The organism is Mobilisporobacter senegalensis, assembly GCF_003752155.1.
GTDB classification, from domain to species: Bacteria; Bacillota; Clostridia; order Lachnospirales; family Lachnospiraceae; genus Mobilisporobacter; species Mobilisporobacter senegalensis.
The window spans coordinates 306,785-331,765 of sequence record NZ_RJVG01000004.1; the positions used below are offsets into that span (position 1 = coordinate 306,785).

18 protein-coding genes and 1 riboswitch are annotated in these 24,981 nt (G+C 36.1%); all 18 genes read right to left on the bottom strand.

The annotated features are described in order from the left end of the window. Positions 1 to 256: 256 nt before the first annotated feature. Positions 257 to 1,003, bottom strand: coding sequence for a hypothetical protein (locus EDD66_RS08710; protein ID WP_123609190.1), 747 nt, complete (start codon positions 1,001 to 1,003; stop codon positions 257 to 259). Positions 1,004 to 1,026: 23 nt separating this feature from the next. Next, entirely contained in the window at positions 1,027 to 3,825 is a 2,799-nt protein-coding gene (locus EDD66_RS08715) for a DUF5702 domain-containing protein (protein WP_170164303.1), read from the bottom strand. A gap of 278 nt (positions 3,826 to 4,103) precedes the next feature. Then, positions 4,104 to 4,853 carry a hypothetical protein gene (locus EDD66_RS08720; RefSeq protein WP_148053940.1) on the bottom strand — a complete coding sequence of 250 codons (750 nt, stop codon included), beginning with the start codon at positions 4,851 to 4,853 and terminating at the stop codon, positions 4,104 to 4,106. Positions 4,854 to 4,872: 19 nt separating this feature from the next. Beyond that, positions 4,873 to 5,109 (bottom strand): hypothetical protein, encoded by a 237-nt coding sequence (locus EDD66_RS08725; RefSeq protein WP_123609193.1) that lies wholly within the window; start codon positions 5,107 to 5,109, stop codon positions 4,873 to 4,875. Positions 5,110 to 5,455: 346 nt separating this feature from the next. Next, positions 5,456 to 6,217: a hypothetical protein gene (locus tag EDD66_RS08730; RefSeq protein WP_123609194.1), complete on the bottom strand. Its 762-nt coding sequence runs from the start codon at positions 6,215 to 6,217 to the stop codon at positions 5,456 to 5,458. 22 nt (positions 6,218 to 6,239) lie between these two features. Continuing rightward, the gene (locus EDD66_RS08735) at positions 6,240 to 10,367 is read right to left on the bottom strand and encodes a DUF5702 domain-containing protein (protein WP_123609196.1); all 4,128 of its coding nucleotides are present in this window, start codon (positions 10,365 to 10,367) and stop codon (positions 6,240 to 6,242) included. Between the two features lie 97 nt (positions 10,368 to 10,464). Beyond that, on the bottom strand, positions 10,465 to 10,692 hold the full coding sequence (locus EDD66_RS08740; RefSeq protein WP_123609198.1) for a Flp1 family type IVb pilin: 228 nt from the start codon (positions 10,690 to 10,692) through the stop codon (positions 10,465 to 10,467). Positions 10,693 to 10,737: 45 nt separating this feature from the next. Further along, entirely contained in the window at positions 10,738 to 11,610 is an 873-nt protein-coding gene (locus EDD66_RS08745) for a type II secretion system F family protein (RefSeq protein ID WP_123609199.1), read from the bottom strand. A 9-nt stretch (positions 11,611 to 11,619) separates the two neighbouring features. Then, positions 11,620 to 12,480 carry a type II secretion system F family protein gene (locus EDD66_RS08750; protein WP_123609200.1) on the bottom strand — a complete coding sequence of 287 codons (861 nt, stop codon included), beginning with the start codon at positions 12,478 to 12,480 and terminating at the stop codon, positions 11,620 to 11,622. Positions 12,481 to 12,491: 11 nt separating this feature from the next. Further along, a complete protein-coding gene (locus tag EDD66_RS08755) occupies positions 12,492 to 13,730 on the bottom strand; it encodes a CpaF family protein (RefSeq protein ID WP_123609201.1) in 1,239 nt (412 codons plus the stop codon). Between the two features lie 173 nt (positions 13,731 to 13,903). Then, positions 13,904 to 14,008, bottom strand: a riboswitch (cyclic di-GMP riboswitch). Between the two features lie 81 nt (positions 14,009 to 14,089). Then, on the bottom strand, positions 14,090 to 15,157 hold the full coding sequence (locus EDD66_RS08760) for a P-loop NTPase family protein (RefSeq protein WP_123609202.1): 1,068 nt from the start codon (positions 15,155 to 15,157) through the stop codon (positions 14,090 to 14,092). A 487-nt stretch (positions 15,158 to 15,644) separates the two neighbouring features. Continuing rightward, entirely contained in the window at positions 15,645 to 16,919 is a 1,275-nt protein-coding gene (locus EDD66_RS08765; RefSeq protein ID WP_123609203.1) for a DUF536 domain-containing protein, read from the bottom strand. A 131-nt stretch (positions 16,920 to 17,050) separates the two neighbouring features. Further along, positions 17,051 to 18,145 carry an Ig-like domain-containing protein gene (locus EDD66_RS08770; protein WP_123609204.1) on the bottom strand — a complete coding sequence of 365 codons (1,095 nt, stop codon included), beginning with the start codon at positions 18,143 to 18,145 and terminating at the stop codon, positions 17,051 to 17,053. A 174-nt stretch (positions 18,146 to 18,319) separates the two neighbouring features. Next, a complete protein-coding gene (yihA, locus tag EDD66_RS08775) occupies positions 18,320 to 18,922 on the bottom strand; it encodes a ribosome biogenesis GTP-binding protein YihA/YsxC (RefSeq protein ID WP_123609205.1) in 603 nt (200 codons plus the stop codon). A 15-nt stretch (positions 18,923 to 18,937) separates the two neighbouring features. Beyond that, complete coding sequence (gene lon / locus EDD66_RS08780) at positions 18,938 to 21,253, bottom strand: endopeptidase La (protein ID WP_123609206.1); 2,316 nt, start codon at positions 21,251 to 21,253, stop codon at positions 18,938 to 18,940. Positions 21,254 to 21,322: 69 nt separating this feature from the next. Continuing rightward, the gene (gene clpX / locus EDD66_RS08785) at positions 21,323 to 22,615 is read right to left on the bottom strand and encodes an ATP-dependent Clp protease ATP-binding subunit ClpX (RefSeq protein WP_123609253.1); all 1,293 of its coding nucleotides are present in this window, start codon (positions 22,613 to 22,615) and stop codon (positions 21,323 to 21,325) included. Between the two features lie 87 nt (positions 22,616 to 22,702). After that, on the bottom strand, positions 22,703 to 23,287 hold the full coding sequence (gene clpP / locus EDD66_RS08790) for an ATP-dependent Clp endopeptidase proteolytic subunit ClpP (RefSeq protein ID WP_123609207.1): 585 nt from the start codon (positions 23,285 to 23,287) through the stop codon (positions 22,703 to 22,705). Between the two features lie 14 nt (positions 23,288 to 23,301). Continuing rightward, positions 23,302 to 24,588, bottom strand: coding sequence for a trigger factor (gene tig / locus EDD66_RS08795; protein WP_123609208.1), 1,287 nt, complete (start codon positions 24,586 to 24,588; stop codon positions 23,302 to 23,304). Positions 24,589 to 24,981: the final 393 nt, after the last annotated feature.

The window sequence follows — 24,981 nt, forward strand, 5'->3', positions numbered from 1 at the left end:
GATTCACTGATACAAATTATGAAGTTTCGCAATTATCTATTTCATGTATAAAGTGTTAAGACTTCATATTCTATCCTTCATAAAGTTTTTATGTAATTCCTTTAATAAATCTTTTAATAATCTCTTGTATCTGTTCTGTATTCATATATAAAGCAGATACAAGAAATCGTTAAGTTATTATTTATCCCTATACTGTCCTATAATTAATACAGAACAGTATAAGGCAAAATTAAAGCTACTTATCAATTATTTAAAATTAATAATAATCATCACGTAATGTCTTCATTAATTCATCCACGTTGTGGTCTACCTCTTCTGTATACTGCTTAATATACTCTTCTCCATCACTGCCATCATCTAAGGTGACACCGATAATGGTAAGTGGAGTATCATCTTTTACAAAGGCATATCCACGTACATGATAACCAAATCTATCTTCTGAATCTTCTGATACACGTCCATCAATTTCTCCTACAAATCGCAAACAATCTACTCCATTAATAGTTACCTCCTCTTGTTCGTTGATATCAAGTCCATAATAACCATATCCACCTTCTAAATTACTATCCATTGCTCTTGAAAAAGTTTTCTCTGTAACTGCGAAGACGTCTTCCAGTTTCATCCCAGTTGCCCCTTTCTTACCACGAGTTGCAGCAATACACAGTTTACCAGAGCGAATATAAAGTTTAGTCAAACCTTTTTCTACAATCTGATATTTAGGAATATCATATACTGCCTTCGTACTTCCCAAACTATTTTCTAAGGAATCTATCGGTTCTCCATCATAAATAAACTGTGGTTCATAAATTTTTTCAGATGTTTCTTCCTTTACCTCTTCTTGTTCTATCTTCTCTCCTGTTGTCTCATTCTCTTCCTTTAAACTAGTCTCCTCTACTTTCTGAGTCGTTTCATTAGCTGTGTCTTTACTCTCAATATTCTTCTCTTTCCCACATGCAGTACTAAGTATTGTGAATAATAAAATAATTACTAATAATTTTTTCATTTTAATTCCCTCTTTCTTATTTTTTAATTATATCCCTGCATTCCGTTATATTTAATGGTATACCAATTACTTCCTGGCAAGTTGCTTTCAGTCTCCTCTGCCATAAATGGCAGTGTCATAAGAATTGGTTTTACTTCCAGTGTAGCTCCAATTTTTACGTATGTATAACTTTCTTTCATAGTAAATTCTTCGTTTTGCATCTTCATGTTTTCTTCGATAACGTCAGAAATACGAAGTAATACTCCTTCTTGATTCCCTAGTAGCGCAATTAGTAGAAACAGTTGAAGGTAATCACTATACTGAAAAGAGAAGAATGTCGCAGTAGTATTAGCACTACCTGCATTCGCTGCCAATCCTCCAGTCGTTGCACCTCCCGAAAGACCATCCAATGATTTGTCTATTTCGGATTTTAAACTGTCTGCACCTTGAGATATTGCACTTGCAACTTTATCTTTTACATTTGTCTTATACGCTAATAACTCAGCACATTCTGAATATATTTGCTCAATAATATAAGTTCGTAAATCTTCTAAATCTGTCTTAAAGTCTTTTATCATATCTGCCGTGCCGTTTTTTACGTCATTCATTCCTTGAAATACAGTATCTATATACCCTTCTTCAATGATATACCGCACAGCCATTTCTTTAGCCAGATACCCATAGTCTGTACCAGCAGTCCCTTTTCTTTCACCTGCCAGCCATTTGTTAAGTTCTTCTTTTACAAACTCTTCCTTTGGTATAAGATTACCCTCATATTCAATCAAAGTACTCTCACCATTTGAACTTAATTTATTGTTTGCCGCCTGGCAGAGTGAGGTTAATTGATTGATGGCTGTACTTGCATAGCGATCAATGGTTGCATCAATATTATCACTTACAGCTTGGGTTAATTCTTTAATTTCCTTCTCTGTAGCTGCATTTATCTCGTCATCTGTTTTATTCAACCACTGATTCAGTGTATCTTCCACTGTATCTATTTGTGCTCCTACAAACTCTTTTGTTACATCTACCGCTACTGCCGTTGCTGCACCTGCCAGGTTTTCAAACAGATTATCAAAACTCATTTGCCATGTTTTATCGGTTTTAAATACCGGCACCTTCATTCCTGCTTTTAAGCAGAGCAGATCCAGAGAGGATTCTGCAATGGCTATCCCGATGATGATGGCTGCCTGGGCAACGGGTACCATGAAGGTTAGCGGTGGTGTTCCAAAGACTGCGAATGCAATGGCGTAAGCACCATCACGGATCGGAGCATTGGTAAAGGCATAGACTGAGTTACATGCTAAACGGATTCCAAAGATGGAAGCATAGGCAGCGGTAACATTGGTACTGTTGTCTTTTCCATAGATCATGTATTCTACTTCACTTCTGTAGGCTGCGTTATAAGCAGGGCTGATTGGAATACAGGTCAATGACATAGCATCTTTTTTATCTATGTTCGCTACTTTAATTTCATAATTTCCATTGTAGAGTCCCCCGCTTACTGCCGGTTCCACAGCGGTAAGTTTGGTCTGTGCATTTCCATCCAGTGAGTTACAGATAATCTCATTCTCAAAGGTATGATAGCTGAACATATCCATTCCGTAACAACTGATATAGATATCATCTCTAAGGGTTATTCCAAGCCCTGCCAGGGCACTTCCCAGACCATCGAACATAGAGGATAATTCGCCGCTTAAGTTTGAATCGGCAACGGTATCGGACCCAGTACCTACATTTACTTCCGGCATGGTACCGGCTCCCTTGCCTCCGGAATCCGGATCTTTTGCCAGTCCCTTGTCTATGGCACTCTGGCGGATACCGCTCCAGATCTTGGAAGGACGGCTGTCATCAGCAATGTTTTTATCACTCATTCCTTCTGATTTTACCTCATTCTGTTGGGACTCGGCTGTGGCATTCAAAGCCTCTTTCTTCTTCTCCATGGCTTCCTTCTTGCCTGCAATTTCTTCTGTCATATTTTCATCCGTGGTATTCTGGAAGTTATTTTTTAGGAAGCGGTAGAATTTGTTATAATCATTCTCTCCATGTTCATCCGTTTCTTTATCCAGTTCCGGATGGAATTCCTGTTCCCATTCTGCGGTAAATTGTTTTAATTTATCGTAGGGAAGGTCATAAGGCTCTTTATAATATTCCTTATAGATGGAGGCTGCCATTTCTTTTAATCCTCCACTTCCGGTGTAAGTAAGAGGTGGTCTCTCCAAACTTCCATAAGCTCCTTTGTATTTCTTCTCCAGGGCACTTTTTACTTCATCGAAAGATTTTAATTCATAGAGCTTTTTGTCTGCATAAGTATATCCATCCACTTCTTCCATTAATTCTGTCATGGTAGTTATGGTATTCCCGATATGGGCATTCAGTGCATCCACTTCTCCTTTGTTAATAAACTCACGAATAGATTCTAACTCTTCCTTATTCTGTTCTGTAAGAGCATCCCCCTGCAGATCCGGCTCTTTCGTAGCAGCTTCCCAGTTTCCTTCGGCTGTTTTTAACCTACCTCCCGGTGCAACAGAATTGGATACATCTTCTAACAGTCCTTCTGCCTCTTCTAAGAGTTCTTTTCCTTTTTTTAATCTTTCATGCATATCATACATAGTTGTATAGATTTCTTCTACAAAATAATCTGCCCTGAGACCGTCTACCAAGTCACTATTGCTTATGGGTTGAACTGACTTTCCCTTTTTGGCAGATTCTATATCTGGAAGACTTATTTGGCTAATATCATTGATGGTCTCATACATACCGGTCTTGTAAGCAGACTGCCCTCTTGTCACTCCTTCAAAAGTTTCAAGTTTACTATCATAATCTTTTTTATAGTAACTCAACCATCCACTTGCTGTCTTACTCATACCATTAATGGTAATCTGGGTTGCAAGATCTTCCCTGTATTCTTTGATTTGTTCTCGAAGACTATCAATGGTATCTTCAATACTTTGAATAGCATTATCAAGGGTATGGTATGCTTTATATACATTCTAAAAATCTATAATTATGTAGTTATTAACAACTTACTTCTTTTCTTTTTCACTTATCCTTATACTGTTCTATCCTAGAACAGTATAAGGATAAGTATACAAAATAATAATCTATCTTAGCTATTATATTAATTATAATAATCATCACGTAATGTCTTCATTAATTCATCCACGTTGTGATCTACTTCTTCTGTATATTGCTTAATATAATCTTTTCCATCACTACCATCATCTAAGGTAACACCAATAATAGTAATCGGTGTATCGTCTTTTACAAAGGCGTATCCACGTACATGGTAACCAAATCCTTTTTCTGAAGTTTCTGATACACGCCCATCAATTTCTCCTACAAAACGCAAGCAATTGACTCCATTGATAGTGACTTCTTCTTTTTCCGCCATTTTAATTCCAAAATAATTATGCCCCCCTTCTAAACGATTATCTATTGCTCCCCCAAAACTTCGCTCTGTTGCTGTAAAAATTTCTTCAAAAGACATTCCTGTGGCTCCTTTTTTCCCACGAGTAGCAACGATACAAAGTTTACCAGAACGAATATATAATTTTGCCCGCCCATCCTCTACAATCTGATAGTTTGGCACATCATAAACTGCCTTGGTACTTCCCAAACTATTTTCCAAAGAATCTATAGGTTCTCCATCATAGATAAACTGCGGTTCATAGATTCTCTCCGATGTTTCATCCTTTATCTCTTCCTGTTCAGTTTCTGATGTTGTAGAATTATTTTCTTCTTCTGTACTGTGCTCTTGTGTCTCCTGAACCGTTTCATTTGTTGCTTTTTGACTATCTTTGTTTTTATCCTTTCCACAAGCAGTACATAGTAGTGTGAGTAATAACATAATCATTAATATTTTTTTCATTTTCTTTTCCCTCTCTTTTTTAATTATATCCCTGCATTCCATCATATTTGATAGTATACCAATTACTTCCCGGCAAATTACTTTCTGTTTCTTCAGCCATAAAAGGTAATGTCATAAGGATTGGTTTTACTTCTAAGGTTGCATCAATCTTTACATATGTGTAACTTTCCCTCATGGTAAATTTTTCATTTTGCATTTTCATGTTGGTTTCAATTACATCAGAGACACGAAGCAGAACTCCTTCCTGATTCCCCAAAAGAGTAATTCATAAAACATCCATTGCGAAACTAATACATATATCATTTGTGATTCACTGATACAAATTCCTTCGCTCCAACGCTCCATCCGCTTAACTTCCGCTCCGGAATTGTATCAGCTGAATCACAATTATCCAGATTATGAAGTTTCGCAATTATATTTCATCATTCACAAGGGGCTTTTATGTAATTTCTTAATAGATTCTTTTAATGATCTCTTGTATCTGTTCTCTATTTAAACTTAAAACAGATGCAAGAAATCGTTAAATTATTATCTATCCTTATACTGCCCTATAATTAATACAGGACAGTATAAGGTATGTGGAAAATATTTGAATCTACAAATTAATCAAAATACTTTTTATCACGCAATGTTTTCATTAATTCATCCACGTTGTGGTCTACCTCTTCTGTATATTGCTTAATATAGTCTTCTCCATCACTACCATTATCTAAAGTAACACCGATAATTGTTACTGGGATATCATCCTTCACAAAAGCATATCCGCGTACATGATATCGAAACCACAATGTTTTATCATCCGGTGCTGATGGAGAACGTCCATCGATTTCTCCTACAAATCGCAAACAATTCACTCCATTAATATTTACTTCTTCTTGTTCGATAATTTCTATTCCGTTATATTCTTTTCCACCTTCTAAGCGACCATTTATTGCTCTTGAAAAGGTCTTCTCAGTTGCTGCATAGACATCCTCCAATGCCATACCTGTGGCTCCTTCATCACCAGATGTTACTGCTATACATAGCTTTCCAGAACGTATATAGAATTCAGTTAACCCATCTTCAAATGATTGATAATTTGGAACATCATAAACAATATCATATGTTGGTACACTATCTTGATAGGAATCTATTGGTTCTCCATCATAGATAAACTGTGGTTCATAAATTCTCCCAGATACATCTTCTTTTGTCTCTTCTGATTCTACATCTTCTGCCACAGTATCTTTCTCTTCCTCTGTACTATTCTCTTGTGTTTCTTGTGTTGTTTCCTTTGCTGCTTCTTTACTATCCTTGTTTTTATCTTTCCCACATGCAGTACATAGCAGTGTAAATAATAACATTATTATTAATATTTTTTTCATTTTCTTTTCCCTCTTTCTTTTTCTAATTATAGCCCTGCATTCCATTATATTTTATGGTATACCAATTGCTTCCTGGTAAGTTACTTTCTGTCTCCTCCGCCATAAATGGCAATGTCATAAGGATTGGTTTTACTTCTAAGGTTGCATCAATCTTTACGTAAGTATAACTTTCCTTCATAGTGAATTCTTCATTTTGCATCTTCATATTAGCTTCGATGACATCGGATATACGAAGTAGCACCCCTTCCTGATTCCCCAGAAGCGCAATTACTAAAAATAATTGAAGGTAATCACTATACTGGAAAGAGAAGAACGTAGCAGTAGTGTTGGCACTTCCTGCATTCGCTGCCAGCCCTCCTGTAGTTGCGCCTCCTGAGAGACCATCCAAGGATTTGTCTATTTCCGTCTTTAAACTATCTGCTCCTTTAGAGATTGCACTAGTAATTTGATTTTTTACAGCCGTTTTGTAATTCAAAAGTTCTTGGCATTCATCTTTTATACTTTCAATGATTCTAGTTCGCATTCTATCCAGTTCATCCTTAAAATTATCAATAATATCTGCTGTTCCTCCAGCCACTTTATCCATTCCTAGAAATATATCCTCTATATATCCCTGCTCAATAATATATTCTACTGCTATTTTTTTTGCCAGATAGCCATAATCTGTACCAGAAGTCCCTTTTCTTTCTCCTGCCAACCACTTCGTAAGCTCTTGTGCTACAAACTCTTCTTTGGAGATAAACTCAATCCCATTCTTGCCCTTATATTCAATAGTGTCACTTACTGCATTGGAACTTAATTTATTATTTGCCGCCTGACAGAGTGAGGTTAATTGATTGATGGCAGTACTCGCATAACGATCAATTGCTTCATCAATACGAGTTTCTACCGCATATGTTAATTGATCAATTTCATCATTAGTAGCCTGATTTATCTCGTCATCTGTTTTATTCAGCCACTGATTCAGGGTATCTTCCACTGTATCAATTTTTTCACCTACAAATCCCTTTGTTTTCTCTACTAATATTGCGGTTGCTGCACCTGCTAAGTTTTCAAAGAGGTTATCAAAACTCATTTGCCAGGTATCCTTGTTTTTAAATACCGGCACCTTCATTCCATTCTTTAAGCAGAGCAGATCCAGGGAAGATTCTGCAATGGCTATCCCGATGATAATGGCTGCCTGGGCAATAGGTACCATGAAGGTTAGCGGCGGTGTTCCAAAGACTGCGAATGCAATGGCATAAGCACCGTCACGGATTGGAGCATTGGTAAAGGCATAGACTGAGTTACATGCCAAACGGATTCCAAAGATGGAAGCATAGGCAGCGGTAACATTGGTACTGTTGTCTTTGCCATAGATCATGTATTCTACTTCACTTCTGTAGGCTGCGTTGTAAGCAGGGTTGATTGGAATACAGGTCAATGACATGGCATCTTTTTTATCTATATTAGCTACTTTAATTTCATAATTTCCATCATAGAGTCCTCCGCTTACTGCCGGTTCCACAGCAGTAAGTTTGGTCTGGTCATTTCCATTCAGGGAGTTACAGATAATCTCATTCTCAAAGGTATGATAGCTGAACATATCCATTCCGTAACAACTGATATAGATGTCATCTCTAAGGGTTATTCCAAGCCCTGCCAGGGCACTTCCCAGACCATCGAACATGGACGATAATTCGCCGCTTAAGTTTGAATCAGCAACGGTATCGGACCCAGTACCTACATTTACTTCCGGCATGGTACCGGCTCCCTTGCCTCCGGAATCCGGATCTTTTGCCAGTCCCTTGTCTATGGCATTCTGGCGGATACCACTCCAGATCTTGGAAGGACGGCTGTCATCAGCAATGTTTTTATCACTCATTCCTTCTGATTTTACCTCATTCTGTTGGGACTCGGCTGTGGCATTCAAAGCCTCTTTCTTCTTCTCCATGGCTTCCTTCTTGTCATTGATTTCTTCTGTCATATTTTCATCCGTGGTATTCTGGAAATTATTCTGTAGAAAACGGTAGAATTTGTTATAATCATTCTCTCCATGTTCATCCGTTTCTTTATCCAGTTCCGGATGGAATTCCTGTTCCCATTCTGCGGTAAATTGTTTTAATTTATTGTAAGGAAGGTCATAAGGCTCTTTGTAATATTCCTTATAGATGGAGGCTGCCATTTCTTTTAATCCTCCACTTCCGGTGTAAGTAAGAGGTGGTCTCTCCAAACTTCCATAAGCTCCTTTGTATTTCTTCTCCAGGGCACTTTTTACTTCATCGAAAGATTTTAATTCATAGAGCTTTTTGTCTGCATAAGTATATCCATCCACTTCTTCCATTAATTCTGTCATGGTAGTTATGGTATTCCCGATATGGGCATTCAGTGCATCCACTTCTCCTTTGTTAATAAACTCACGAATAGATTCTAACTCTTCCTTATTCTGTTCCGTAAGGGCATCTCCCTGCAGATCCGGCTCTTTCGTAGCAGCTTCCCAGTTTCCTTCGGCTGTTTTTAACTTACCTCCCGGTGCAACAGACTTGGATACATCATCTAACAGTCCTTCTGCCTCTTCTAAGAGTTCTTTTCCTTTTTTAAATTTCTCATACATGACATACATTGTTCCATAGATTTCTTTTACAAATGTATCAGATATTCTACCATCTACTAAATCATCATTAATGATAGGTTCTATTGAACTTCCCTTTTTGGCAGATTGAATATCCGGAAGACTAATTTTACTCACATCATTGATGGTCTCATACATACCGGTCTTGGAGGCGGACTGTCCTCTGGTCACTCCTTCAAACGTTTCAAGCTTGCTATCATAATCTTTTTTATAGAAACTCAGCCATCCACTTGCTGTCCTTGTCATGCCATTAATGGTAATCTGGGTTGCAAGATCTTTCTGATAGTCATCAATTCTCTCTTCCAGAGCCTCAATAGCTGCTTCATAACCAGAAGTATCTCCTGGAGGATCTTTCTCCAATGCAGCACTGATTTTATCCTGGAGACTGGAGATTCTATCCTGGCAGTCAGAGATTGCTCTTTCAATACTTTCAATGGCATTATCAAGGGTATGGTATGCCTGATATACATCCTTTGTTATGCTGGCATAACTCTTACTCTTCTCATAATCATCTTTCATATATTGAATGACTCTTTGAATTCCATAGATATTACTGCTTACATCCTTTAGATAGATATTAAAAAAACTGTCGTTCATAGATGTCGTATGTGCATCCACAGCAGATGCCAGCCTGTTTGCCTCACTGGATAAGCTGCTTGCACTGGCTGTTCCACTCATATAGGCATTTACCTGTAGTACTTTGCCCCGGTAATAGAAAGTAAAACTGCCTCTGCTTCCGGTTGCATAAGTCAGTGTGTTCTTACTAAAATAATCTATGGAATTCTTTTTGGAATTGCCATAATCCTGAACCAGATTGTTGGAGATAAATTCATAGGCTGCCGCATAGGAATCCAGCTTATCCTGCATCTCATCAAAATATGCCTGATCCATTCCAAGCTTTTTGTAATCATATAAACATTTCCATGCTGTTTGGCATTTATCAACGACTGCCTGTTGTTCTTTATAGTATGCATCTCTGGTCTCTACTACCTTCATCTGTTTGGATAGGGAGCTGAAACTTCTAAGAGAATCCAAAAATCCTAAACCTGTATTAATAGGAGCCCGGTATTTCATAAAGTTAATCATCTGGCTCTTAAGCAATGCAGGGTTGATTAAGCTTCCTGCTTCCGGTGCCTCTGCTTCAAAATGTTCCACACTGATTCGAAGGAGATCCGTTTCACTTGCACTGGCTTCACTGATGCTGCCCAGCTTCTTCATAATTCTCCCAACATGATCTCCGGCATCTGCTTCGGACATACCTGCTGCCCGCAGGCTGTTGGTATAATAAGACTTTAAGTTGTTCATTAAATCTTCTTCCGATTGTGAGACTGCAAATAACCCATACATTTCTTTTAAGACATTATCATATTGAGATAATGCAGTATTCAGCGTTAAGTCCCCTGCAGATTCTGCTACGGAACGTGCCAGACGAATCCTTGAGGTATCTACCATAATCGATGCAATGGAAAGCATTGGCAGTAATATAATAACCAGAAATATGGATATGGCTCCCCTCTGTTTGTATACAAAATTAACCACCTTATCTCCCCCTTCTTATTTTTATATAAAAACAATATTTCATTTATTGTTCCGATTCTTTTTTATCAGGACAGGAAATTCTCCTGTCCTGTTGCAATTAGTGTGAAACATTTGCATCCTTTGTAACATCACCTGTTGTTTTAAAGATTTTTGTAAATAAATCTGTTAATAGCTCTTCTATCTGACCTTTAAATGCAAGCGCCAGAACTACCGCAATTCCAATCAGGACAACTGTGGCCACAATATTTACTTCACCTTTTTCATCTCTTAAAAATTTTGCAAGTTTCACCTCAGCACACAACTTTAAATACATTAAAGCATTCATTTTTTACCCTCCTTATTATTTATATTGTTTATTTATCTAAATTCATCAAACTCCAAGGTTTGAGAAAATAGGTACGATAATCATAATGATGATTCCAAGGAATATAATACTGATTGGAATCATCAATTTACTGGCAGCCTTTTCTCCTTGCTGCTTTACATGATGCTTCTTCACATCCCAGATCTCTTTGCTCTGCTGTTTTATCATTAATGAAAATTCCCGGTTTCCTTTTACTAGTCCCTGCATTACCGTAGATGTGAATTTTTTAATCTCTGGAACGACACATCGTAAGCTGAAATTATAATAAGCATCTAATTCAGATACCCCATTATCCATCTCTTCCATAGTAATCCGCATCTCATCATAAAGGGCTCCCTTGCCCCCTTCTGCAACCTTTTTCCAAGCTTCTTTCATAATCATTCCTGCATTAATCAATAATGCAAGTTTTGATACTACATCCGGGAAATCCGATAAGATTTCATTGGATCTCTTCTTTATCTTTTCTTCCGGAACTATTCCAAAATAATAGAAAGCCAGTGCAGAAAAGCCGAATAGTAATAACAATATGGTAATATCATTCGTTATACCAAATACTGCAAATCCGGCAAGAGCCAGCAAAGCGGAAAGAGTGATCCTCTGAGCTGCTATTACTCTCATATAATAGTCTGAATATTTTACTTCGTATAAAAGTTCTACCGCTTGTCTTCTCTTATAATCTCTCTTTGACTGGAACTGATAGTGAAGTAGATCCAGGATGATAAAACCAGCTCCATAAATATCATGTAAGGGATATTCTTTCTCGGATAAAGGTTCTGTCATGGATCTGTATTTCCCTGACATCATTATCAGAATGATAAATATGATTGCCAGTACGGTTCCTATTCCCAGAATGATAATTGAACTTAATTCTAAAAACATAACATCCTCCTATATTTTAATATCCAATACTTCTTTGCCAATGAAGTATGCTGCTATAAACATAGCGACTGCAATAGTTGTTGATATAATTCCGGCTCCTGATGCAAAATTAGAACCGAATTCGGGACTCATTCCTTTGATAATTCCAACTAAGATAACGGGCATAAAAGTCATTATGGACTGCTCTGTTTTATTGGAAGTCACCAGGGTTTCAATCTCTAATTCTATTTCCAATTTTTCATTTAAGATCTGCTGGGTACTTCGAATCACGTCTTTAATATCTCCGCCTTTTCGATAACAGGTCTCGAACACATTGGCAAAGCTTTCAATATCTGGAAGATGACTTCGTTTCCCAAAGTCCAGTAACATAATTTCCACATTTAAGTTGTTATTTACTCCGGAATTAATCACTTCTAATTCCTTAACAATATAAGCATCCTCTGAATATATGATCTTCATATCATTCTGGGCTTCCCTAAAGGCATCAGACACTGTCTTTCCGCTTCCAATAGAAGTGGAGAGTGTGTCCAGCAATGCCCTGAACTGCATCTTGAGCTGATTTTTCCTCTTCTTTAAAATCTGGATGTTTCTGGCAGGTAAGAATAATTTTCCTGCTACCAGGCCCGTTATGGTACATATAATCGTATTCAATATATAGGTCAGTTTTGTAGGTTCGCCAAATTCATTGGCTCCGATTCCTCCATAAAATAAATATCCCACTCCTGCACCAATTAGAAATGCCATACTAAAATATAAAACCTTTTCCAATAAGCTCATATAATAAACACCATAATTGAGAGTTTTGATATTTGTAGCAGAGGTAAAATACTGAGGTTCTAATTCTTTCTTCTTTTTCTGTTTTTTCGCCATGCGATTTCCTCCTATATCTCCGTCTTTATTCCCGATAACTGAAGTTTAAATACATTTTGCATTTTATTCTTCGTTCTCTGTAACTGACCGGATACCTTTTCCAATGTGCTGTGTTCATCCTCTTCAAAAGTATAAAGTGGATTTAATACAATCTGTCCAGCTTCATATCCCAGGACTTCTGCAATCTCCATGGTTTTTCTGGAATGATCCCTTAATCTTGATAAATGTATTATAATATCCAGCGCAGAAGCGATCTGTTGTCTGACTGCTTCCAGAGGAAGCCCTTCTGCCCCCGTAAGTACCATGGTCTCAAGACGGCTTAACATATCTCTGGTAGAATTGGCATGTCCGGTAGATAAAGAACCGTCATGACCTGTATTCATAGCCTGGAGCATATCCAAAGCTTCCGCTCCACGTACCTCACCAACAACAATACGTTCCGGCCTCATTCTAAGAGAAGACTTAATTAAATCACGAATGGTAATCTCTCCTGTTCCGGAGGTATTGGCATTTCTCGTCTCCATCCTTACAAGGTTGGCAACTCCGGTAATCTGTAATTCCGCAGAATCCTCAATAGTAATAACACGTTCCTCTTTAGGAATATAATTGGACAGAGCATTTAGAAAGGTTGTCTTACCGGAACCGGTACCGCCGCAGATAAAAATATTATATTTGGCCTTTACCAATAATTTAAGTTTCTCTGCAATTTCCTCTGTTATGGATCCGTATTTGATCAGTTTCTCTATCGTCATAGGTTCTTTGGAAAATTTACGTATAGTAACGGTTGGCCCGCATAAAGAGATTGGAGGCAGGACCACATTGACACGGGATCCATCGGGAAGTCTGGTGTCAACGATAGGACTGGCCTGATTCACTTCTCTTCCTGCCAATCCCACGATCCTCTGTATAATATCTTCTAATCGCCTTTCACTTTCAAACTTTTTATCCAGTTTGATTAATTTGCCGCTTTTCTCAATGAAAATATCCTCCGGTCCATTAATCATGACTTCTGTAATCGTGTCATCACTTATGATACTGTCAAGGATTCCAAAACCACGTATGGAACTATAGATGCTCTGGACCAGAGCAACCTGTGTTTCAATGGGATAATAAGAATCTGCGATTTTTCTATGTACTATCTGTTCAATTTCAGCTTCCAGTTCTTCATCTGATAAGGTGCTGAGCGGCAGATTCTCAACAGTATATGATTTCAGCTCTGTAATTAACTTTTCAAGTTTTTCCTCTTGCATTTTTCTCCCCCCTGTTATTAGAATTGATTCGGCATTTGGAAAGCTACTAAGCCCTCTAAATTCTGATTAAAATTGTAAATATCTAGAATTAATATTCTGTTTTTTACAATTTTCCATGAAAATAGGGTGAAAAAAAATTGCACTTCAAAATAACGGTCAATACCCTTTATTTAAAATGCAACTCAACCATCATAAGCAGTATGCCTGGCTTGGCTTATACTACCCTTAGACTTGTAGCTTTGTGTCCTTATCTTTCAATAAGTTTACCCCTGTATTCTATTCTGATTTATATTGCATATTACGAAGAAATATAAATCATTTCATTCTTTTTCATTTTATTCTAATGTTCCTTTTATCATTTACATCAATTGTTCAAACAGATTCATAGAAGATATAAGCTTAGCAATCTGTTTATGATCGGTTCCCTGATAATATGGCACTATCCCAAGAGTTGAAATTTCACGTGGGTTTAGCTGCTTGTCCGGAGTATGATTCGTTCTATTATAAAGAATATGAGCTTTCTTCATTAACATCCAGTCATTTTGATTATCCAGAATCTCTAAAGACTGGAAGACTCTTTCATTCTTTGCACCGGCTATGTAAGTTCCATCCGTTACGAACACAAGACCTTTGGAACGTTTCATAATCGCTAATGATACCGGATGGAAGGAAAGGTTCATGTCTACTACAATGTAATCATATGTTCCGGCTATTTCTAATTCATCCAATAGTTTCGTAATATCCTCTTCCTTAATCTCATAAACATCCAGAGGAAGTTTGCAGGATTCATAAAAATATACTCCCGATATATCTTGTTTCACAGTACCCTCTAACTTTAGGATTAGGTTGGACTTTTTACTCTTAATGGCAAATAATACATCGCCCAGATGATACTGCCCCTCTGCATTAAAAAACAAATTGGCACATCCAAATTGTTCAATATTTAAATATAATACCTTTTTTCCTTGTTTGGACAGATGCATGGCACAAGCCGCTGCTGTGGTTGAACTTCCTGTTCCACCACTACTGGATAAGAAGGTTAATATTGACACTTCACCTAAACCGTCTTTTTTGTATCCGATAATTCCACCGGATTTTTCAGAAAATATACTTAAAATTTCCTTATAAATCAACTCTGCTTTCTGGAATTTACAGATGGTACGCTGATCATACAAAGTATCAAGACCATTGGATTCTGTAAAATATGCAAATGCACAACGACCTGGCAGTTGATCCGTCTCAATATGAAAATCCTCTGATGCTATAAATACATCGATTCGGCTGGATGCCAGTACATTCAGTGCTGTATCTTTATCTGTAAAAGAAAAGACCTCCAGTTTATCATGAAAGGTACTGTTAAAAACCGTCATGATTTTTTCAAGATAATTCTTATCGGATTCTAAAATTGCAAGTTTTATCCTTATCACTTATTTATCCCCCCCACATTGTTCCATTCATCATTCATTCTTTTAAAAGTCCTTAATTGCATAAATATCAATTTGGATAATTATTTCACAAAAACCAAAATATGTCAAGTTTATGCTATGTTTGTAATATTCTGTATTTTCTCTGGAATTGCCTCTATTTTCTTATTATATTCTCATATTGTTTATTAATTTAAGGACAAATCTTAAATTAAGCATTTATATTATATAGTGGTATGTTCAATTTTTACATATTTTGTATATTATGTAAAGGAATCTAGGAATAAATTACTATAAATTTTTTAATATTTTTTTACCATATTAAAAAAAGACAGGATACTTTACTTCATATCCTGTCTTTGGTAATAATAATTACTTTTTATTTATATTTATAATCAATTTCATATTGATCGCTTCAAATCAAATACCAGATTTAATTCCACTTTCACATAAACTGTATATTAAACCCTGTTCTCCTATTTTATAGCTATTAATTATCCCTTACATGGCAATATCCAGTATAATACACCTCGTACCTATCATAATCATCTGGTGCTGAAAAATATATCGACTCCAATACAGTTTCTTTATCTACTGCATCATCATATCTCATCGAGCTTTCTAATAATTTATTATTCTTAAAGAATAACACATTTATTTCCAACCTGCTAATAAAGTCATAATCCCCCAGATTTACGTCAAAATCTAATAATAGATTACCGCTCTCATCTATTTTTGATGATTTTTCTGTAACCATTTTTTCTATTGGTTTAAAATTACCTGATGGGTTTTTATATATAATATATTTAAAGTCAGCTGCATTCTCATCAAAGCTTGATTTAACTGTAGTTTTGCATCCATCTCCAATAACTTCTATGTAATTGAAACTATAACCTAAAAGAGCTCCATTCTTATCATATATCTGCATATATACTTCTGCCCCTGTATCTTCTCCCATATTATTTTCTAAAATTAACATACAAGTACTAGCTGAACCATCATAATTAGGGTAGATATATTCCCCAATCACATCTAATCCTTCAGGATTTTTATTCTTTATTTCCTCTTTATAAGCTTCATCTTTAATCCTATCAGCATCAACATTTAAATCATAGTAGAGTTTGCATTCATCAAAATCCACATCACTTTCAATGATTGAAAAATGACTATATTCATTAAATCGATCACTTGTATAGCATACAAACTTCCCATCTTTATAGAACAGGCCATATACACCAGAACTGTCAAGTATATATGCACTATTATTTTTAATATCTAGCACTGCTCTATTATCAATAAACGTGTGGCTTTCAGAAATCAAACTATCAATTCCCACTACATCTGCTTTGGAAGTCTCTAAAGTATAGGTGTATTTTGTAAATTCATCTAGATCCTTAAAATCTATTACTGTTTTATGACCTTTCTCTACTACACCTGCAACACCATAATCCTCGTCTATTAGTTCATCGCCATTATAGAATTGCACATCAACATCTACACGTGCATCTTGATTAGTCGTATTTTCAATTACAAAAAGTAGATAATCTTTACCGTGTTCATCTTTATTATGATACTCCTCAACAACCTTCATATCACCTTTTAATTCTAATTCTTGTTGCTTCTCTAATTCTTTCTGTAAGTCTGATATACTTTGTTCTTTTATGTTACCTTTATTCTTAATATTATCGGTACTTTTATTACCACAGCCCATGATTCCAATAATAATACCAACTATTATTATTAATGCTATAAATTTCTTGTTCATACTTATTATCCTCATTTGTTCTTTGAAATTTTTATTTTCTTTAGGTGTACATTTTACTTAACCATTACTCACTTGCTAAAAACTCACTTGATTGATTATGTAAATTTAATCAGTCGAGTGAGTTTACAATTTTATTTTACTGTAACTGTTTTTGTTTTACTTATTTGCCCCTTATTATTTTTAGCATAAACTTTTATTACCGCTTTTTTAGCCAATGGCTTTACTTTAAGAGTATATTTACCACTGCTGGATGTTTTAACTTTATACTGCTCTTTCCCAACTGTTATTACAACGGTAGTTCCTTTAGGAGCAGTACCAGTAATATTGGTTGATTTTGCTTTAGTACTTTTAATGGTAGGAGTGTTTAAATAAGGTACTAAGGTTCCTTCCAAAGTATACAGGGCGTCCTGCATATTCATTCTAATATAATAGATTCCTTTATTTAATCTCCATACAGTTTTACCCTTATCTGATAATCTTTTAGATTCATCAATAGCTTTTTTAGAAGAATCACAAAGTGTTATAGTTCCAAACGTATGTCCAAAATCATACTTTTTTGTTCCCCCAGTATATACAACGGTTAAAATCCCACCAGTTTTAGAAGCATCAACTTTATAGAAAGTTGCACTGGCATCTAGTCCCGGAAGGAGTAGCTTTTCACCACTTCCAAGTGTTATACCTTCCGTTTTTGTAAATGTTATATTTAAGTTAAATGTTTGCTTCATTTTTGCATATGTTACATAATTAAAAACTATATTATAAATTCCAGGTTCAAATATAGTGCTTCCCCTGCTGGTATTGTAATAATCAGAGTCAATAAAGCTACCTATACTAAAGAAGTTAGGTGCTTCTTTACCCTCACTATTTGTAATATAACCTTTAATCATTGTATTAACATTATTTGCGTTCATTTCAAACGCTAAATATCCTGGTTCTGTTACTTTTACTGGAATCTTAATAAATACATCATCCATATAACCTGCTTCTGGCATAGTAACATCATATTCAGTTAATTTTGTTTCCGGGTTACTATATTCATCAGGTTTGATTGAAGTAACTTCTTTACCATCCAGAGTTATAGTAATTCCCTCACTTTTTTCAATATTAAGTGATTCTTCCGTTAAGACTTCTTTCGTCTCCGCATTAATTGTTATTACAGGTACGCATGGCATTAATAATGCCACAATCATAGCTGTAATAATAAAATTTTTTAGAATCTTTCTCATCTTTCCCCTCCATTATTCAACATGATTTTCCAAATAGTTACACTTGTTTCGCTTTCTTATTTTACATTATTTGCTACATTATATTAAATAGGAAAATGTACCCATAAAGATTATCAAAAAAGACAGGATATCCCATTTCATATCCTGTCTTTAGTAATAATAATTACTTTTTATTTATATTGTTTCATTTTCATCTTCAAAAAGACTATCGATCAGCTCCCAGATTTCATCCCTGCCTTCTTTTGACAGAGCAGAGAATGGCATAATCTTAGTACTGTTATCTGCACCTAATCCGTTTCGGATCATTTTTATATGTTTGTCTTTCTGTCCACGGCTGATCTTATCATATTTGGTGGCTATGATAACAGGGTGGAATCCATGATATACAATCCATTCATACATATTCTTATCATTTGCAGATGGTTCATGGCGAATATCAATGAGAAGAAAAATAATCTTTAACTGCTGTGATTTCTTAAGATATTTTTCAATCATCTTACCCCATTTTTCCTTCACGGCTACAGATACTTTCGCATAACCGTATCCCGGAAGATCCACAAAATACAATAAATCATTAATATTGTAAAAATTAATGGTCTGAGTCTTGCCTGGTGAACTAGAGGTCCTTGCATAAGATTTACGGTTCATAAGGGCATTGATCAATGAAGATTTCCCTACATTGGATTTTCCTGCAAATGCTATCTCGACCTTATCTGTAATCGGTATTGTACTGGTAATACCGCACACTATTTCTAAATTTACACTTTTTATAACCATTTTATAACCTCTTTTCTATTCTACCAGAGCGAAGTTCAATACCTCTTCCATAGTTTCTACAAATCTTATCTCAAGACCTTCAAGTATTTCTCCAGATATTTCTTCAATATCTTTTTCATTTTTCTTAGGTACCAGAACCAATTTAAGCTTGGCAGTCTTTGCGGCAAGCAGCTTCTCTTTTAGTCCGCCGATCGGTAAGACTTTGCCTCTTAAAGTAATTTCACCAGTCATGGCAATATCTGCCCGGATTTTTTTATCAGTGATTGCTGACATTACAGCTGTAGCCATTGTAATACCGGCAGATGGACCGTCTTTTGGCACCGCGCCTTCCGGTATATGTATATGAACATCATGTTTATCAAAATAATCATTCTTTATGTGATATTTCTCGCCAACGGAACGGATATAACTAATTCCTGCTCTTGCAGATTCTTTCATTACATCTCCAAGCTGCCCTGTCAGTTCTATTCTTCCTTTGCCAGGCATGACATTTACTTCGATCTGCAAAGTGTCTCCGCCTACACTGGTCCATGCAAGACCTTTTACAATACCAACTTCATCTTCTTTATTCGCTTCCTCAAAGGAATATTTTATCTTCCCTAGATACACTGGCAGATTCTTTTCGTTGATTTTGATTTTTGTATTTTGATCTTCTAAAACCTTGATCGCGGTCTTTCTGCAGATTTCTCCTATCTTACGCTCCAGATTTCTTACTCCTGCCTCTCTAGTATATCCAGATATGATTAATTCTAGTGCTTTTGTTGAAATACTTAATTGCTTTTTGGCAATTCCATTTTTCTTCATTTGTTTTGGTATTAAATGGTCTTTGGCAATATGTACTTTTTCATTTAAAGTATAACTGCTCACTTCAATGATCTCCATACGGTCAAGAAGTGGTTTTGCCATTGTCTGCAGAGAATTTGCAGTTGCAATAAAAAGGACCTGTGATAGATCTACCGGAATTTCAACATAATGATCTACAAATTTTTTGTTTTGTTCTGAATCTAATACTTCAAGCAATGCAGAGGAAGTATCCCCTCTGTGATCACTTCCTACTTTATCTACCTCATCTAAAAGCATCAGAGGATTTTTAACTCCTGCATTTTTAAGTCCATTAATGATCCGACCCGGCATCGCACCCACATAGGTTTTCCTGTGTCCTCTGATTTCTGCTTCATCCCGGACACCTCCAAGACTGATGCGGACATATTCTTTATCCAGTGCTCTTGCCACTGATCTTGCAATAGAAGTTTTCCCTGTTCCGGGAGGACCAACGAGACATATAATCGGGCTGTCTCCTCCCTTGGTAAGGGATCTTACTGCAAGAAATTCTAAGATACGTTCTTTCACTTTCTCAAGACCATAATGATCTTCATTTAATATTTTAGCGGCATTCTTTAAATTATCATGGTCTTCACTTTCTCTTTCCCATGGAAGTTCTAAGAGAGTCTCAATATATCCTCTGACAACTGCACTTTCGGAGGAAGCAGATCCTATACTTTTTAGATGGTTGATCTCTTTTTCTATCTTCTCTTTTACCATCTGGGATGCTTCCAATTCTTTTAATTGATTTAAATAATTCTCTGCATCACTGATTGTATTGTTCTCTCCAAGTTCTTCACCGATCAATTTAAGCTGTTCCCGGAGAATATAATCCTTTTGATTCTTATCAACCTTTGCTTTTACTTTTGCCTGAAAATCTTTCTTAATCCTTAATAAACTGATTTCATCTGTTAAAATAACTGCTACCGTATTGTAACGTTCTGTGATATCGATTGCTTCCAGAATTTTTTGTTTATCTTCATATCCCAATGGAATATTAATAGCAATCTGATCAATTAATTCTTCTACTTCGTTTATGGATAATAAACTGGACATGACTGATTTGCTGATTTTATTATTTTCAATGAAATACTGCTCCAGAATATCCCTCATTCCACTAATCATTGCTTTTACTTCAATTGGTGAATACTGAGGGTTATCAGACCCATCATAAGCAGTGATGTCGGCAATTACAAATGGTTCATGGGAAATAACGTTTTCTAATCTTGCTCTTTTCATTCCCTGGACCATGACCCTTACAATATCTCCTGGTAACTTTATCAATTGCTTAATTTCTGCGATTGTTCCAACAGAATATAAATCTTCTTCTTTTGGTTCTTCAATCTCGCCATTTAATTGAGTGACCAGGAATGTAATCTGATCCTCTTTCATGGCTTCTTCAATTGCTGCAATTGTTCTGTTTCTACTTATATCAAAATGAATTAGCATACCAGGAAGAATGGTCATTCCACGCAGTGGTACAACTGGCATCGTTTGCTTCTCATTCATTCTTTATCCTCCTGTTTATAAGAAAAGCCTCCCAAAAGCATAACCTTTAGCAGACTTTTTTAAATCTATCTATGCGATCTCATTACTGTTTGATTTATGAGATTTCTTACCGAGTGGTTTCTTCGTGATTTTTTCATCTGAATAAATAATTTCAGGTTCTCCCTTTCCTAAAGCTGCATCTTTGGTAATGATAACTTTTGCAATTTTCTCTTGGGACGGAATTTCATACATGGAATTCATCATTACATCTTCCATAATGGCCCTTAATCCTCTTGCACCTGTTTTACGTTCAAAAGATCTCTTTGCAATTGCTTCAATTGCCTCATCTTCTAATTCAAGTTCTACACCATCTAATTCAAATAATTTCTTGTATTGCTTAATAATTGCATTCTTAGGCTCAGAAAGAATACGGACTAAAGCTGCTTCATCCAGCAAATCAAGGCCTACACTAATTGGCACACGTCCTACAAATTCGGGAATCAATCCATATTTAACAAAATCCTGAGGTAATACCTGTTTAAATAATTCCCCTATCTGTTTCTTATCTTTCTGTGCTATTTCAGCATTAAATCCAATAGATTTTTTGCCAATTCTGGATTCAATAATTTTCTCCAGTCCATCAAATGCACCACCACAGATAAATAAAATATTCGTTGTATCTATCTGAATGAATTCCTGATGAGGATGTTTACGTCCCCCTTGAGGAGGCACCGAAGCAACGGTTCCCTCTAATATTTTAAGAAGTGCCTGTTGCACACCTTCACCGGATACATCTCTCGTAATAGATGTATTCTCTGATTTTCTGGTAATTTTATCTATTTCATCAATATAGATAATTCCATATTCTGCTTTTTCCACATCATAGTCTGCTGCCTGAATAATTTTTAATAAAATATTTTCTACATCTTCACCAACGTATCCTGCTTCTGTTAAAGCTGTTGCATCTGCAATTGCAAATGGAACATTTAATAATTTTGCTAATGTCTGTGCTAAAAAAGTTTTACCGGAACCTGTTGGTCCAACCATTATGATATTACTTTTTTGTAACTCTACATCTAAATTTTTACCAGATAAAATTCTTTTGTAATGATTATATACAGATACTGCCAGGACCTTTTTTGCCTCATCCTGCCCGATTACATAGTCATCTAAAAATTCTTTAATTTCCTTTGGTTTTAATAAATTAATATCAGTGTCAGAAGCTACATCATCCAGTTCTTCTTCTACAATTTCTGCGCAGATTTCCACACATTCATCACAGATATATACGTTGGGCCCCGCAATTAATTTTCTAACCTGATCTTGTGTCTTGTTACAAAAAGAACACTTTAACTGTTTTCTCTCATCAGATCTATTTGCCACTTTATACACCTCACTTCTAGTGAATAAGGACGCATGTGTTAACATGAAACATGCGTCCTTTATTCATCTATATCTTATAAATTTATCTTATAATCTATTGCTGATCACACTATCAATCAAACCATATGCTTTTGCTTCTTCTGCAGACATATAGTTATCTCTTTCCGTATCAACTTCAATGACTTCAAGAGATTTTCCTGTATTTGCTGATAAGATCTCGTTTAACTTTCTTCTGGTCTTTAAAATATTGTCAGCAACAATCTTAATATCTGTTGCTTGTCCTCTGGCCCCGCCAGATGGTTGGTGGATCATGATCTCAGCGTTAGGAAGGGCAAATCTCTTCCCTTTTGTTCCGCCGGCAAGTAAGAAAGCTCCCATACTTGCAGCCATACCAATACAAATGGTTGATACATCACATTTAATGTAATTCATTGTATCATAAATTGCAAGACCTGCGGATACAGATCCTCCAGGGCTGTTAATATATAGATTTATATCCTTACCAGGATCTTCTGACTCTAAAAATAATAACTGAGCAACAATCACACTGGCAGATACATCATTTACTTCTTCCCCTAAGAAAATAATTCTTTCTTTTAAAAGTCTTGAATAAATGTCGTAGGATCTTTCACCCCTGCTTGTTTGTTCTATGACATAAGGTACCAAACTCATACGAATTCCTCCTTTTAGGCTTCTTTCGCTGCCTCTGTAACAAAATCAACAGCTTTTTGAACTGCAATATCCATTTTCATTTGTTCTTTTTCTCTTTCACCGATGATTTCTTTTAATTTCTCATATTCCATTTGATACATAGCAGCCATATCTTTGATTTCTTTCTCGATATCTTCATCGCTGGCAGTAATGTTTTCTGCTTTCACGATTGTTTCAAGAACTAATCTGCTCTGAATACGTTTCGTTGCCTGTGGCTTTAATGTTTCAATGAACTTTTTACTATCCATTCCGGTGAATTGGAAATATTGTTCTACAGTCAGACCTTGCTGCTGGATTCTTTGAGCAAATTCATCTGCCATTTGCTTTACTTGTGTATCAAGCATAGCATCCGGTATTTCCATTGTTGCGTTTTCAATGATCTTATCAACAACTTCATCTTCTTTTGCTCTCTTGGCATCTTTTTCTTTTTTCTCTAAAAGTTTTGCCTTAAGATCTTCTTTATATTCTGCTAAAGTTTCAAATTCAGAAACATCAGAAGCAAATTCATCATCAAGTTCCGGAAGTTCTTTTTCTTTGATCTCTTTTATTGTTACTTTGAACATTGCATCTTTACCAGCAAGTTCAGCTGCCTGGTATTCTTCTGGGAATTTTACATTCACTTCTACTTCTTCCCCGATCTTCTTGCCAACTAATTGCTCTTCAAATGTATCAATAAATGAATGGCTTCCTAATGTTAAAGGATAATCTGTTCCTTTCCCACCTTCAAATGGAACTCCATCTACGAATCCTTCAAAATCAATGATCGTTTGATCTTTGTCTTTTGCCGGTCTGTCTTCCACTGCGATTAATCTTGAATTCTGTTCTCTTACTTTGTCAAGTTCTCCATTCATTTCATCTTCAGTTACTTCAATATCTGCTTTCGCAACTTTGATTCCTTTATAGTCGCCAAGAGTAACCTCTGGTTTTACAGCCACGGTTGCTGTAAATATAAATGGTTTTCCGCTTTCGATCTGAACTACATCAATATCCGGCTGGGATACAAGGTCAAGTCCGCTCTCAACTGCTGCTTTTTCATATGCATCCGGAATGATATTATTGGCAGCATCTTCATAGAACACTTCTTTTCCATACATTTTCTCTATGATCTTACGTGGTGCTTTTCCTTTTCTAAACCCTTGAACATTCATCTTGCTTCTATTCTTAAGATATGCTTTCTCAGTTGCTGCCTCAAACTCTTCTGCAGTAGCTTCTATCGTAAGCTTAACCATGTTCTTCTCTAATTTTTCTACCTGTAAACTCATTAATGTTTCCTCCTTAAGATACGTGAAGAGTATCTAATTCGAACAATTACCCATTTTCACGTTTTGACATTAGTATATTATAACATAAGTCACTTGTAAAGACTATAAAATTTTTATTAACAGTTCAGCCATGCAGAAAGTAGTGTGCAAATTGCCCGTGAGTGCTTGCACGCTAAGGGCAGTTTGTGCACTACTTTCTATAAGGCGCTCTGCCTAAGCGAGAAGTAGCGTAGCGAATTCGAGCTTATGGCTGAACTGTTACAAAAACAAGTTGCTATGAAAACCAGCTGCAAATTGCCCGTGAGTGCTTGCACGCTAAGGGCAGTTTGTGCACTACTTTCTATAAGGCGCTCTGCCTAAGCGAGAAGTAGCGTAGCGAATTCGAGCTTAGGG